This window comes from Desulforhopalus sp. (genome assembly GCA_030247675.1).
GTDB lineage: Bacteria > Desulfobacterota > Desulfobulbia > Desulfobulbales > Desulfocapsaceae > Desulforhopalus_A.
In genome coordinates, this window is record JAOTRX010000002.1 from 384,494 (window position 1) to 397,490 (window position 12,997).

The 12,997-nt window shown below is 51.5% G+C and carries 12 protein-coding genes; 11 read left to right on the top strand and 1 reads right to left on the bottom strand.

Annotated features, from left to right (window positions below; translation table 11 throughout):
• The first annotated feature begins 7 nt into the window (after positions 1 to 7).
• The 4 genes from OEL83_01735 (at position 8) to OEL83_01750 (ending at position 4,597) form a co-directional block, all read left to right on the top strand.
• Positions 8 to 1,708 carry an acyl-CoA dehydrogenase gene (locus OEL83_01735; protein ID MDK9705745.1) on the top strand — a complete coding sequence of 567 codons (1,701 nt, stop codon included), beginning with the start codon at positions 8 to 10 and terminating at the stop codon, positions 1,706 to 1,708.
• A gap of 53 nt (positions 1,709 to 1,761) precedes the next feature.
• Positions 1,762 to 2,943, top strand: coding sequence for a 4Fe-4S dicluster domain-containing protein (locus OEL83_01740; GenBank protein ID MDK9705746.1), 1,182 nt, complete (start codon positions 1,762 to 1,764; stop codon positions 2,941 to 2,943).
• Positions 2,944 to 3,230: 287 nt separating this feature from the next.
• Complete coding sequence (locus tag OEL83_01745; GenBank protein ID MDK9705747.1) at positions 3,231 to 3,686, top strand: YhcH/YjgK/YiaL family protein; 456 nt, start codon at positions 3,231 to 3,233, stop codon at positions 3,684 to 3,686.
• Between the two features lie 44 nt (positions 3,687 to 3,730).
• On the top strand, positions 3,731 to 4,597 hold the full coding sequence (locus OEL83_01750) for an EamA family transporter (protein MDK9705748.1): 867 nt from the start codon (positions 3,731 to 3,733) through the stop codon (positions 4,595 to 4,597).
• A gap of 8 nt (positions 4,598 to 4,605) precedes the next feature.
• Here the strand turns inward: OEL83_01750 and OEL83_01755 are convergent, their stop codons facing one another.
• Positions 4,606 to 5,010, bottom strand: coding sequence for a MerR family transcriptional regulator (locus tag OEL83_01755; GenBank protein ID MDK9705749.1), 405 nt, complete (start codon positions 5,008 to 5,010; stop codon positions 4,606 to 4,608).
• 349 nt (positions 5,011 to 5,359) lie between these two features.
• Here OEL83_01755 and OEL83_01760 point away from each other — a divergent pair, with 349 nt between their 5' ends.
• The 7 genes from OEL83_01760 to OEL83_01790 all read left to right on the top strand — a co-directional run bounded on the left by OEL83_01760 (position 5,360) and on the right by OEL83_01790 (position 12,972).
• The gene (locus OEL83_01760) at positions 5,360 to 6,505 is read left to right on the top strand and encodes an acyl-CoA dehydrogenase (protein MDK9705750.1); all 1,146 of its coding nucleotides are present in this window, start codon (positions 5,360 to 5,362) and stop codon (positions 6,503 to 6,505) included.
• Positions 6,506 to 6,627: 122 nt separating this feature from the next.
• Positions 6,628 to 8,610: a (Fe-S)-binding protein gene (locus OEL83_01765; GenBank protein ID MDK9705751.1), complete on the top strand. Its 1,983-nt coding sequence runs from the start codon at positions 6,628 to 6,630 to the stop codon at positions 8,608 to 8,610.
• Between the two features lie 51 nt (positions 8,611 to 8,661).
• The gene (locus OEL83_01770; protein ID MDK9705752.1) at positions 8,662 to 9,435 is read left to right on the top strand and encodes an electron transfer flavoprotein subunit beta/FixA family protein; all 774 of its coding nucleotides are present in this window, start codon (positions 8,662 to 8,664) and stop codon (positions 9,433 to 9,435) included.
• Positions 9,436 to 9,447: 12 nt separating this feature from the next.
• Positions 9,448 to 10,365, top strand: coding sequence for an electron transfer flavoprotein subunit alpha/FixB family protein (locus OEL83_01775; GenBank protein ID MDK9705753.1), 918 nt, complete (start codon positions 9,448 to 9,450; stop codon positions 10,363 to 10,365).
• Positions 10,366 to 10,561: 196 nt separating this feature from the next.
• Entirely contained in the window at positions 10,562 to 10,867 is a 306-nt protein-coding gene (locus tag OEL83_01780) for a hypothetical protein (protein MDK9705754.1), read from the top strand.
• A gap of 82 nt (positions 10,868 to 10,949) precedes the next feature.
• A complete protein-coding gene (locus tag OEL83_01785) occupies positions 10,950 to 11,348 on the top strand; it encodes an acyl-CoA thioesterase (protein ID MDK9705755.1) in 399 nt (132 codons plus the stop codon).
• A 406-nt stretch (positions 11,349 to 11,754) separates the two neighbouring features.
• A complete protein-coding gene (locus OEL83_01790) occupies positions 11,755 to 12,972 on the top strand; it encodes an OmpP1/FadL family transporter (protein ID MDK9705756.1) in 1,218 nt (405 codons plus the stop codon).
• Positions 12,973 to 12,997 lie beyond the last annotated feature (25 nt).

Here is a 12,997-nt window from a genome sequence, read left to right on the forward strand (position 1 = left end):
ATACCCAGTGCAACTGTTTAATCCTAGCAACTATCAACGTTTTCATGCCGATATCAGGTCGTGGGAGATGGTTATAAAGACCATTGATTTTTTTGAAAAAAAGGGCCTGAAGAAGATTAAGATCGACGACCAGTCAATGGTCTGGTATGAGGATTTCCTGCAGTTCATCAAGGAAGAAAAGATCTTCGCCGATTTTCTCACCCCTAAGGATTACAGCCTAGATGGCGGCCGTTGGGATATGTGGCGGATCAGTGAGTTCAATGAGGTGCTTGGCTTCTACGGTCTGTGCTACTGGTACGCCTGGCAGGTGACCATCCTTGGCCTTGGGCCGATCTGGATGGGCAAAAATGAGGCGGTGAAGAAGAAAACCGCCGAGTTGCTCGCAAACGGAGGAGTCTTTGCCTTTGGCCTTTCGGAGAGAACGCACGGCGCCGATCTCTATTCCAGCGAGATGGTGCTGGTCCCGCAAGGCGATGGCAGTTATCTGGCCAGGGGGTCGAAATACTACATCGGTAACGGCAACTGCGCTGCTTTAGTGTCGACTTTTGCCAAAATTGAGGGCACAGGCGAGTACGTCTTTTTCGTGGTTGATCCCAAGCACGAAAAATATGAATGCGTCAAGAAAATCGATACCTCGGGAGTTCGCCAGGCCTATGTCGCCGAATATGCATTGCATGACTATCCGATCACCGAGGCGGATATCTTGTCGCGCGGCGAGCACGCCTGGAATTCCTCCCTGAACACCATTAATGTCGGCAAGTTTGAACTGGGATGCGCCTCCATCGGTATCGCTACCCACTGCTTTTACGAGGCGCTGAACCACGCGGCAGATCGCAGTCTTTACGGCCGCTACGTCACCGATTTCCCCCATGTGCAAAAGCTCTTCACCGAGAGCTATGCCCGTCTCATTGCCATGAAACTGGTGGCTTTCCGGTCGGCGGATTACCTGCGGGTCGCCTCTGATGACGATCGCCGTTATCTGCTTTTTAACCCCATCGTCAAGATGAAGGTGACCGGCCAGGGCGAGAAGGTAGTAAAATGCCTCCATGAGATCATTGCCGCTAAAGGTTTTGAGCAGGACACTTATTTTGAGATGGCCATTCGCGATATCGGCATGCTGCCAAAACTTGAAGGCACAGAACATGTCAATATGGCCCTCATTATCAAGTTTGTCCGCAACTACTTTTTTGAACCTCTTGACTATCCAGCGGTTGGGCAAAAGCGCGAGGCAGGCGATGACAGCTATCTCTTCAATCAGAAGACCGGCGGGCTGGCCACCGTCCGTTTCCCCGATTACCGGTTGGCCTACCAGGGAATGGATTCCCCCAATATCCTGGTGTTCCGCGAGCAGGTCGAGCTGTTTCGAACCCTGCTGATCACCGCCCCGCCGAGTAAGGAGCAGGCCAAAAACATCGACTATATGCTCGCTGCCGGTGAGCTCTTTACCCTCATTGTTTATGGGCAGCTGATCCTCGAAAATGCCAAACTCTACAGCACCAACGCCGATGTGCTGGAGCAGATTTTCACCTTTATGGTGCAAGATTTTTCCACCCAGGCCCTACAAATGATCCTTGGCCAGGAAAATTCTACGGCTCAAGAGGAAATCTTTACCAAGATGATCAAAAAACCGGTAAAAGATGCCGATGGATTTAAGCGGGTCTGGCAAATGGTCTACGGTCTTAAGGGCACGTACATCATGAACGAATAGGCTGGCCACCAACGTATACTTCGGGTGATGAAAAGGGAATACAGGGAGCAAAAATGGGGCATCATCTTGACGGCAAAAGCAGCATCGTACCTCTCATCGACCGGTTAAACAAATATCCCATCGGTCTGCCCGATAGCGATACGCTGCGGCGGATACTTGCCCTCCTGTTTTCTGAGGATGAGGCCTTTATCGCCTCACGGTTTCCCCTGACTGAGGCGACGCTGGCTGAGCTTGTCCGGGCAACCGGTTGGGATAGTTCGAAACTGAAGGTCAAACTTGAGGAAATGGCCGACAAAGGTCTGGTCATGGATACGGTTTATAGCGGCAAGACCTTCTATCTGCTCATGCCGGGATTGATCGGTTTTTTCGAACTCACCTTCATGAAACAGCGCAACGATCTGCCGGTGGTCGAACTTGCCCAGTTGATGACTGAATATCTGTATGGCGATCCCGAGCAGAAGATGGGCCGGGAATTCTTTACCAGTAAAACGCCTTTAACCCGCTCGCTGCCCTATGAGGAACATATCCCGGTAAGTTCCCAGGTGGCGACATACGAAAGTGCCAGGGAAATCATCAAGAAGACCGGGTATGGTGCCATCGGCATGTGCTATTGCCGGCACAAGAAAGATCATCTGGGCGAGAGCTGCAAAAAAAAGGCACCGACCAGGGAAATCTGCATCTCTCTGGGGACTGCGGCAAAGTTTATGGTACGGCGGGGTTTTGCCGAACAGCGCAGCACCGAGCAGCTTCTGGCAATCCTGGACCGGGCTCGTGACTTGCAATTGACCCACATAACCGACAATATTCGCCACAAACCCTCTTTTATCTGTAATTGCTGTTCCTGCTGCTGTGAGTTGCTGGGTGGTGTGCAGATGGGTTATCCCATGGGGGTAGCCAAAACCAATTACACCCTTCAGGTCGATGTCCAGACCTGTCTTGGCTGTGGACTCTGCCAAAAAGCGTGTAATGTCAAGGCGCTGGAAATTATTGATGGTGAGAACGGCAAAAAGAAAAAGCTCGCCCAAGTGATTGGCGACAACTGCCTGGGGTGCGGGGCTTGCATCAGTGCCTGCCCAAACAAATCACTGTCTCTTGTATACGCTGCCGGACGGCCACTGCCGCCGGAGAAAAAGAAGGATCTCTTTAAGCAAATACTTAAAGAAAAGAAGAGATTAGCTCCATATATCGTAAGCGGTATCAAGAAGGCCCTTCGCCGCACCTTGAAGATGGGATAAAGCTGAGTTGAGCAGCTTGTCTGCTCAAACGAAACTTATGCCCTTGTGGTATAAGTAGACTTTCGACGTAAATCAGTTCTACCGCCGCAGTAATTTTCTCCTTTGTCATTTCTTGTTTTTCAGTCTTCTCCCAGGTTGCGGTGCATTTCAGCATTGATTGGCTGTACGGCATGGTTGCGTCGGCTAATGGAATTGGCTACTGTTCCTTAGGTTGCCTGGTTTCAGCCCTTGATGGCGAGACTTTTTTGTGATATTTGCCCGTTCAGATTAAAGATAGAGGAATATTCATGATTTGCGATATATTGGAAAACTCCGGCCGTTATGAAGGTCTGCATGTGGGATTTGCCGAGGCCTTTGCCTTTTTGCAACGAACAGATCTGCGGCAACTGGCTGTTGGCAGATATGAGATTGACGGTGAGCGGGTTTTTGCGATGGTGGCAAAAGACCAAGGGCGCGGCAAGGATGAAGCACAGTTGGAGATACATGATAAATATATCGATATTCAGCTGGTATTGGCCGGGACCGACGAGATGGGATGGCGGCCAAGAGCCTTCTGTCAACAGCCATCAGGGCCGTATGATCCTGACGGAGATATCCGCTTTTTTGTCGATCCGCCGACCTCTTTGCTGTTTGTTCTGCCGGGAATGTTTGCCATCTTCTACCCAGAGGATGCCCATCTGCCGTTAATTTCGTCCGAGGTAATTCATAAGGTTGTGGTGAAAGTGGCGGTGGGTAAGGTTTAATCAGGAACTAGCCTGATCAAGCTCCAACTGGAAAACTAGCAAATATGAAACACTATCTGTACGCCCTCGGGGCGATTTTGTGCTGGGCGAGTCTGCCGGCGGCGACCGGTTCCGGGCTCAAGGGGCTCTCCACTGAGGAGCTGATGTTCTACAGCTTCGCCAGCGCTGCAGTGTTTCTCTACACCCAGGATTTTATTATTCAACGCACGGCCAAGGTGTACTTTCCAGGTGTGAAGGTGTCCCTGATGGGCGTATGGGGGATTTTCCTTTACCACTACATCTACTATCTGGCTCTCGACAATGCTCCCCTTGCCGAAGGGGCGATCCTTGCCACCACCTGGTCCTTCTGGATTGTGGTGTTTTCCTCGCTGCTACTCTTTAAGAAATTCAAGCTCTCGATTGTTGTTACCGCATTGGTCGGCCTGTTCGGGGCGGGACTGGTGATCAGTGCCGGCAAGGAGCTGTCCTTTGACACCAGCCACTTGAAGGGCTATCTCCTCGCACTGCTCTGCGGGGTGATCTGGTCGAGTTTTTCCGTTGGCCTTGCCCATATAAAAGTTAAAAGAGAACCGATGACCGCCTTTACAATATATGCGGCAGTGCTGTCGACGGTACTTTTCCTGTGGTCGATGCCCCATGCGTTGCCTGCACCCGCCGCCCTTGGCGCGGCGGTGTATCTCGGCTGCATTCCGCTTGGCCTGTCATTTTTCCTGTGGAACCGGGCGATGACCGGCGGAAACGTCGTGATCATCGGTTTTCTCAGTTATCTGACCCCACCATTAGCAGTTTTCCTGGTGGCAGTGATTCACCACCAGGAGGTGTCCGGGACGGTGCTGCTTGGCATGGCGGTAATCTTGGGAGCCTCCCTGCTGGGGCGGCTGTTGGTGAAGTATGAGGGGAGAAAGGGCTGAGCTGCAGATTACTCTCGGTCAAAATGGGTGAGGAAGTCGGTCATGCGGATGCGATAATCGACAATATCCTTTCTCAGTGATGACAGGCTGGCCATCTTCTCATCGACTTTGGCAATGTGATTATCGAGTATTTCAATAAGTTTTGGGGTTATTTTGGCGAAGTCGTTTTCGTGGATGTCGAAAATATCGGAAAGGTCTTTCATCTCTTTGAGTGAAATACCCATGGTCTTCAGCTTGAGGATAAACTTTAGGCGGAGAACCTCGTCTTTGCCATAGGTTCTGGTGCCTCCCCCCAGTCGCTCGGTCTTGCCCATCAAACCAATTTCTTCATAATATCGAATTGTCCGGGTAGTTATATTGAGTGTCTTGGCAAGCTCACCGATTTGGACTGATTTCATTTCTGGATTGTTCATACTGGTTTTCCTTTACCGCAATAACCTCAAAGGTCAATGATGTCCCGGTGAGGCGATCGGGTACTTCTTGCCCATGGCGATTGAGCGTTCGGTAGATAAATGGTATAGTACGTTGGTTAGCAGTGTTTATTTACCTTTACGTAATGTTTGAGTGCTAAGGTAGCACGCTGATTATTGCCCTGTCAAATAAAAAAATATGGTTTCGGCTGGTGTTGTTAGCATTTAGCCGGGGTTGCTAATAGCGACAGAAAAATTCTTGACCTTTACGTAAACACATTTTATAAAAGAGGGTAATGAAAATTCTAGGGGCCATCTTAGGTGGGCTGCGGCGTATTGAGGAGAACCAGCTATGCAATTTGAACATACCGAAGAACAGAATCTGCTTCGCGACATGGTTCGCGAGTTTGCAGAAAAAGAAGTAGGTCCATCGGCCAGAGCCCGCGACGAAGAAGAGCGGTTTGACCGGCCGCTGATGTTTGGTCGATTGGCGGAGTTGGGCCTGACCGGCATTGTCTTCCCGGAGGAATATGGCGGGGCAGGTGCCGATTATATCAGCTATGCCATCGCCGTGGAGGAATTGTCACGGGTCTGTGCCTCAACAGGGGTGACCTTGTCGGCGCATCTGTCGCTTGGCGCCAACCCCATCTATCTCTTCGGCAGTGAGGCTCAGAAGCAAACCTTTCTCACGCCACTGGCCGAGGGCCAGAAAATGGGGGCCTTCGGTCTCACCGAACCATCGGCCGGGACGGATGCCGGAGGTACCAAAACCACCGCGGTAAAGGACGGCGGAGATTGGCTGCTGAACGGCACCAAGATCTTCATAACCAATGCCGGTGAGGCGGAAACCTACGTGGTTTTTGCCAGAACCGACAAAACCGCCGAGAAACATCACGGCATCAGCGCCTTTATCGTCGAAAAAGGGACACCGGGTTTCTCTTTCGGCAAGAAGGAACAGAAGATGGGTATTCGCTCGTCACCGACGATGGAGCTGGTTTTTCAGGATTGCCGCATCCCGGCAGGAAATCTCCTTGGCGCGGAGGGTGCGGGTTTCAAGGTAGCCATGAAGACCCTCGACGGCGGACGTATCGGTATCGCTTCTCAGGCGCTGGGCATAGCCCAGGGGGCGCTTGACTTTGCCGTGGGCTACGCGAAAGAACGAAAGCAGTTTGACAGCCCAATCAGCCGCTTCCAGGGGATACAGTTTCAGCTCGCCGATATGGCAACGCAGGTCGAGGCGGCAAGGTTGCTCGTGTATAAGGCCGCCTACAGGGCCAGCAAAGGCCTCCCCTACTCACAGGAATCGGCGATGGCCAAGCTCATGGCAAGCGAAACCGCAATGCGGGTCACCACCCAGGCGGTGCAGGTGCTCGGTGGTTACGGCTATACCCGGGAGTTTCCCGTTGAACGGATGATGCGCGATGCGAAAATCACCGAGATATACGAAGGCACCAGCGAGGTGCAACGGATGGTCATCGGCAGTGCATTGACCCGCTAGTTTCGCTGAAGAACCATTCGAAAAAAAAAGGATTAGAAACCCCGTGAAAAGGGTATCAAGGAACGTCCCGTTAATCGGGATAAAGAACAACCAGGGATGATTCACAAACACTAGAGAAGGCTATGGAATTTACCCGAGAAATTTACTGGAATGTCGGTCATAGCGCATGGACCTTGGTGCCCATGTATCTGCTGGCGGCGGTGGCAATCGGACTGCTGGTCAAAGGGGCACTACAGCGAATCCCTTTTTATAAACAGGGCTTGCCGCTCACCAGGACGGACCAGCTGGGCAGGCGCATAAGCCTCATGCTTGAAAATGTCCTGCTGCAAAAAAAGGTAGCCAGGGTACCCTGGCCCGGCTTGTTGCACGGCCTGTTTTTCTGGGGCTTCGGACTCCTCGTTATTGGCACGACGCTTATCGTCATCCAGGCGGATTTCACCGATCTGTTCTTTAATGTGAAATTTTTGAAGGGCACATTTTATAAGCTTTTTTCCATCGTCCTTGACCTGGCCGGTCTCGTCTGTATCGTTATGCTCGGCGGTCTTCTGCTCCGCCGCTATGTCTTTACTCCGGAAGGGCTTGAGACAAAGAAAGACGATGCAATCATGCACGGCCTGATGTTCACCATCCTCATTACCGGTTTTATTATTGAAGGTTCGCGGATGGCGGTCACCGAGATGGGCACACCTCTGGCGATGTGGTCGCCGGTCGGACTGGTAATCGCCAAGATTCTTGGCGGTATTGGCAAGGATGGCTTGCTGCTGCTCCATAAGTTCACCTGGTGGTTTCACCTCCTTCTGGTCATGGGTTTTTTCATTATCATCCCGCTGACTAAATTTCGGCATATTCTCACCACCAGTAGCAACTACCTGTTTTCCGATCTTGGGCCGAAGGGCAAACTGGTCAATCTCGATCTGGAAAACGAGGAATCCGAGACCTTTGGCGCAACAAGCATCAAGGAGATGACCTGGAAGGATATTTTCGATGCCGACGCCTGCACCCTCTGCAAGCGTTGCCAGGATCGTTGCCCGGCCTATGCCACCGGCAAGCCGTTGTCGCCGATGAAGGTGGTAGGTCAAATTGGCGAAGCTGCCTTTACCAATCCAGAGGCCAATCTCATTGAGGTCATCGGCAAGGATGTTTTATGGTCATGCACCACCTGCCGCGCCTGTCAGGAGATTTGTCCGGCGGCAATCGAACATGTTAGCAAGATCGTTGAGTTGCGCCGCTCCATGGTTCTGATGGAAGGTGAGTTCCCCGGCGAAGAAGTCATGACCGCCATGGAGGCGACCGAGGTCAACGGCAATCCGCTGGGCATTGGTTATGCAGAGAGAGGCGATTGGGCGGAAGGGCTAGGGATTAAACCACTGGCCGAGGATGGCGAGGTCGATGTGCTGTTTTTCGTCGGCTGTTACGGCTCCTTTGACAAGCGTAATATCGCCGTTGCTAAGAGCTTTTTGAAGCTGTGCCAGGCAGCGGGCCTCAAGGTCGGCATTCTTGGCAAGGAAGAGAAATGCTGCGGCGAGCCGATGCGCAAGATGGGCAACGAATACCTGTATCAAAGTCTGGCTGTCGAAAATATTGAACTCATCAAGGCTTACGGGGTGAAGAAAATCGTCACCACCTGCCCGCATTGCTACAATACCCTGACCAAGGATTATCGTGACCTTGGTCTTGAGGTGCCGGTTGAGATCTACACCGTCTTTCTGGAGGGGTTGATCGAAACCGGCAGGTTGAAAATCGATGCCGCTGATTTGTCCTGTACCTACCACGATTCCTGCTACCTTGGCCGCCACAACGACATCTACGAGGCGCCGCGGAAACTCATCGCCGCAGCAGGAGGCAAGCTGGTGGAGATGGACAGAAATCGAGCCGAGGCCTTTTGTTGCAGTGCCGGCGGCGGCAGAATCCTTGCCGAGGAAAAGATCGGCGAGCGGATCAATATCGTACGGGTGAAAATGGCTGTCGAGACCGGAGCATCGACTTTGGTCTCCAACTGTCCGTTCTGCTTGACTATGTTTGAGGATGGCGTCAAGGGGGCGGGCGTTGAGGAAAGTCTGAGGCCAAAGGACATCGCCGAGATACTGGCGGAACGTATCCATTAAGGGTTAGAAATTCTAGTAGTTAAAGTAAACGAGAGCAACTGGAGGGAGAGTATGAAAATTCTGGTTTGTATAAAACAGGTTCCGGACATGGAATCAAAATTCATGGTAGACGCTGGTGGCACCTGGTACGCGAAGACCGATCTCGCCTGGCGGATGAATGAGTACGATGAGTATGCCGTCGAGCAGGCGGTACAGCTGAAAGAGCAGGTGAAAGACGCCGATCTCACCGTCCTTTGTATAGGTTCCGACCAGGTTAAAGAGACCATGAAAAAGGCCCTGGCCATGGGCTGCGACCGCGGTGCCCATATTGCCGATGACAATGCCGCGGCCAAAGAGCCCTTCGAGATCGCCGGAATCATCGCTGAATATGCTCAAGATAAAAGTTTTGATCTGATCTTTACCGGCATGCAGTCCCAGGATCGGGGCAGCGCCCAGGTTGGTGTTCTGGTGGCCGAGATGCTCGGGCTGCCGAGCGTTTCAACCGTTGTCCATTTTGCTTACGCTGGTGGCGAGGTCACGGCAAAGCGAGAGCTTGAGGGCGGGGTCAAGGCCTGTGTCAAGGTGCAGGCCCCGGTGGTTATTACCTGTCAGCTTGGTATGAATACGCCGCGCTATCCTACCCTGCCGAATATCATGAAGGCCAAGAAGAAAGAGCTGCTCTCCATTCCGGTGGCGGGCCTCCTGAAAGTCGACGCCCGCCAGGAAACGGCCAAAATGTATTTCCCCGAGAAGAAAGGTGGAGGTCTCGTCCTCGAAGGCGATCTAGCCGAAATGGCCGATAAACTGATCAAGATCTTGAAAGAGAAAACCGCTGTCTTGGCATAGGAGGAGACGATAATGAAGATATTGCTGATTGCAGAAAGTCGGGAAGGTAAGCTTCTCGGTGGGACCTATGAGCTCGCGGCCTTTGCCGCCAAGATGAATGCAGAGAGCGTTATGTTTTTGGTCGGTGATGAGGTTGCTCTGCCGAAATACAATGGCAAGGTCTATCTGGCCGACAGCAAGACTTTTGGAGAATACAATCCAGATGTTCATAAACAGCTGGTTTTAGATGTAATCGCCAAGGAAAACCCGGATATGGTGGCGCTTTGTCATTCGTCCTATGGCTGGGATCTGGCACCACGCCTTGCCTATGCTTTAAAGGCTGCACAGATCTCCGAGGTTGTCGGCGTTGAAGGCGGTGTGCCGGTGGTTCCCGTTTGTAACGCCAAGCTGCGTCGTGATGTAAAGGCCAAAACCGCCAAGACGGTAGTAACCCTGCAGGCCGGCGCCTTTGGCCTGGCCGATGAGCCGAGCGGTACTCCGGCTGTTGAGAAGATTGCCGGTGCAGGCGCGGCAAGAGTGCAGTTCACCGGCTACGAGCAAGCGGCAACCGGTGGCGTCGATCTTGGCAAGGCCCAGGTAATTGTTTCAGCCGGACGTGGCATCGGCAAGCCGGAGAACGTGGCGATGATTGCCGGTCTCGCCAAGGCCCTAGGCGGCGAATATGGCGCCAGCCGGCCGGTTGTCGATTCCGAGTGGGTTGAGCATAATCGTCAGGTTGGCACTACGGGGCAGACAGTTGCCCCGAAACTCTACATTGCCTGCGGGATTTCCGGGGCAATCCAGCATCTCGCCGGTATGAAGAAGTCGGAATTCATTGTGGCAATCAACACCGATAAGGACGCGCCCATCGGTGATGTAGCCGATGTCTTGGTCGTCGCCGATCTGAAGCAGTTCGTGCCCATGCTTACCGAAAAAATCCAGGCCCTGTAGATCCCCTCCCTTTTTATGCAAGTCTTGGCGCATCATTCGCGATGTTCGTGCGGATGGTGCGCTGATCATTGCAGGTATAAATCGAAGCAGTACTCTAACGTCGGCGCGGTGCTCTCAATCGCTGCGTCCTTAGCGTTTGCCCTCGTGATAGTCAACGTATGATTCAAACTTCAATTACATATTTCAAGGTTGCGCTATGATAGAAGAAATATTTTCCACCCTGCCAGAGTCTTTTGTTCCGGAAACCATTTCCCAACCGAAAAGCTTTTACTTTTCTTTGGGCGAAATCAAGAAAACCGTTGAGTTGAATAGTGACAGCTGCCGGGTTACTGATGGTAAGGCCTTGGAGAATGCCGATTGCGTTTGTAAAACCAGCCCGGAATTTTTCTTAAAGATTTGGCAAGACAACTATCGGCCGGGGATGAAGGATTTCATGATCGGCACGATTAAATCCAATAATCCTTCGGCGCTTCTCGACTTTTTGCGCTGTTTTGGCAAGTAGCGGCCAAGAGCAGGACTTCTTGGTCGATAGCATGGCCAACGTGTTTTTTAACTCCTCAATTCTTTAACAAGGGATGCAACGAATGGAACACCTGACAGAAATAAAGGTTCGAGGCTATCATGCCGATTTTTATGGTCACGTGAATAATGCCAGATACCTGGAGTTTTTTGAAGAAGATCGCTGGGCGCACCTGGAGTCGAAAATCGATCTGCGGAAATGGGCGGAGAAGGGCCTTATTTTCCTTGTGGTCAATATCAACGTCAATTATCGTAAGGCCGTTCCGGTTGGCGAGACCTTAATCGTTACTACCAAGCTGGAAAAGATCGGCAATAGAAGTGTTGTCCTCAAGCAGGAGATTCTCCTGAAAAAAAGCCGCGAAGTTGCAGCTGATGCATTGATCACCTTTGTTATTTCCGACCGGACTGGTCGCGCGGTTACCATGGACGGCGAGGTTCGTACGGAAATCGAAAAATTGGCCTAATTGTTCACATCCTGCTTTGTGCGTAGAGGTGGCCCTAACCGCTGGTTCTGGTCTGCATAATGAGGCTTGCTATTCGTGGACACCAAACAGGATTTATAGTTGACATTCATCGTGGTTATATATTAATCAACAACAACGAGGAGGATTGGCGGTGCTTTGTGGTACCGTTTAACCTGAACGTAAAAGTTATATTGTCGAGGGAAGGCTCTCTAATTCAAGCTTAAACCGCTGGGGTGGAGAGTAATGTGCGTCTGTCAATGGCATTGACAGGTTCGAAGAGACAGTAACTGCGGCGATGCGCAAATTCGTAGCGGTTGTTGATCCTTCATCGTTCCACAAAATGTCTTTGTGGAGGAAGATCTTTGTCGGAGGCAGTAACAATTTAAATACAGAAGGGGAGAAAGGTATGAAAAAAGCGATTTCCGTACTGGCATTTACGTCCATTCTGGCTGCGGGCTCGGCCATGGCTTCAGGGTATCGAATACCCGAACAGTCAGTTGATTCAACAGCTAAAGTAGGTGCCAACGTAGCCTCGTCTACCAGAGCTGATGCAGCCTACTACAATCCTGCCAATATGGGTTGGATGGCTGATGCTTTGCAAGTACAGATGGATGCCACATACATCTATCTTTCCCCAGTCAGTTATGATGATTCTCGTACCGCTATGTATGATAGCGAATCAGAAGATGAGCACTTCCTCCTCCCGACTGCCTTCATGGTCTCTCCGTCACTCGGTGGGGCGCGAATTGGTCTGGCTGTTACTGCACCTTACGGCTTGGCTAAGCGTTGGAAAGACCCCTACGCAAAAGCCTTTGCAGAAGAATTTTCATTGGTGACGGTCGAGGTTAATCCCACTGCTTCGTATACTTTTGGAAAGATGGTTTCCGTTGCTGCCGGTGCCAGAATGCTCTATGCCGACGCCACAGTTAAGAGTGATGCCAACGGCATTGGCCGTCCACTCTCCAGGGAGATGGAAGGAGATACCGTGGAATGGGGATGGAATGCCGCAGTTTCGGTAAAACCGATTGAGAAACTCAATGTTTCCGCGACATACCGTTCAAAAATCGATATGGACTTTGAAGACAAGGCCCGGCTGAATTTGATGGGCACCCGGGTCGAGTTGGATGCCGATGTCTCTCTGCCGGCTCCGGCGGTATTGGCCCTCTCCGTTGCCTACGACATCTTGCCAAACCTCAATGTCGAGTTGACCTTGGATAGGACCTTCTGGTCAGAGTATGAGAACCTCGACTTCGAGTTCTCGCCTGTCATCCCCGGTAACCCTTATGATCCACCAGTTGATAAAAGCTGGGATGATTCCAATGCCTATCGCCTTGGCGTGACCTATGGTGTAACGAAAACCCTGGATCTTATGGTTGGTTTTGGCTATGACGAGAGCCCGGCTCCCGACAGAACCATCGGCTTCGAATTACCTGATTCAGATGCATGGCTGTATTCAATTGGCGCTCAATACAAGCTCAACGAGAAAATGGATATCGGTGTTGCCTTCCTGTATGATTATAAAGAAACCCGTAAGGTTGAAGTTACCCCGACCGGCACAGTGTACGGTGAGTTCACCGATGCCTCGGCAATCTTGGTGTCTTGTGGCTTGAATTACCGGTTCTAGTTTTTGTAGTTTTTTAGAAGTAAGA

Bases quoted from the DNA above. Each gene is read 5' to 3' on its own strand.
- OEL83_01740 (MDK9705746.1), top strand. From the start codon at position 1,762: ATGGGGCATCATCTTGACGGCAAAAGCAGCATCGTACCTCTCATCGAC.
- OEL83_01745 (MDK9705747.1), top strand. From the start codon at position 3,231: ATGATTTGCGATATATTGGAAAACTCCGGCCGTTATGAAGGTCTGCAT.
- OEL83_01750 (MDK9705748.1), top strand. From the start codon at position 3,731: ATGAAACACTATCTGTACGCCCTCGGGGCGATTTTGTGCTGGGCGAGT.
- OEL83_01755 (MDK9705749.1), bottom strand. From the start codon at position 5,010: ATGAACAATCCAGAAATGAAATCAGTCCAAATCGGTGAGCTTGCCAAG.
- OEL83_01760 (MDK9705750.1), top strand. From the start codon at position 5,360: ATGCAATTTGAACATACCGAAGAACAGAATCTGCTTCGCGACATGGTT.
- OEL83_01765 (MDK9705751.1), top strand. From the start codon at position 6,628: ATGGAATTTACCCGAGAAATTTACTGGAATGTCGGTCATAGCGCATGG.
- OEL83_01770 (MDK9705752.1), top strand. From the start codon at position 8,662: ATGAAAATTCTGGTTTGTATAAAACAGGTTCCGGACATGGAATCAAAA.
- OEL83_01775 (MDK9705753.1), top strand. From the start codon at position 9,448: ATGAAGATATTGCTGATTGCAGAAAGTCGGGAAGGTAAGCTTCTCGGT.
- OEL83_01780 (MDK9705754.1), top strand. From the start codon at position 10,562: ATGATAGAAGAAATATTTTCCACCCTGCCAGAGTCTTTTGTTCCGGAA.
- OEL83_01785 (MDK9705755.1), top strand. From the start codon at position 10,950: ATGGAACACCTGACAGAAATAAAGGTTCGAGGCTATCATGCCGATTTT.
- OEL83_01790 (MDK9705756.1), top strand. From the start codon at position 11,755: ATGAAAAAAGCGATTTCCGTACTGGCATTTACGTCCATTCTGGCTGCG.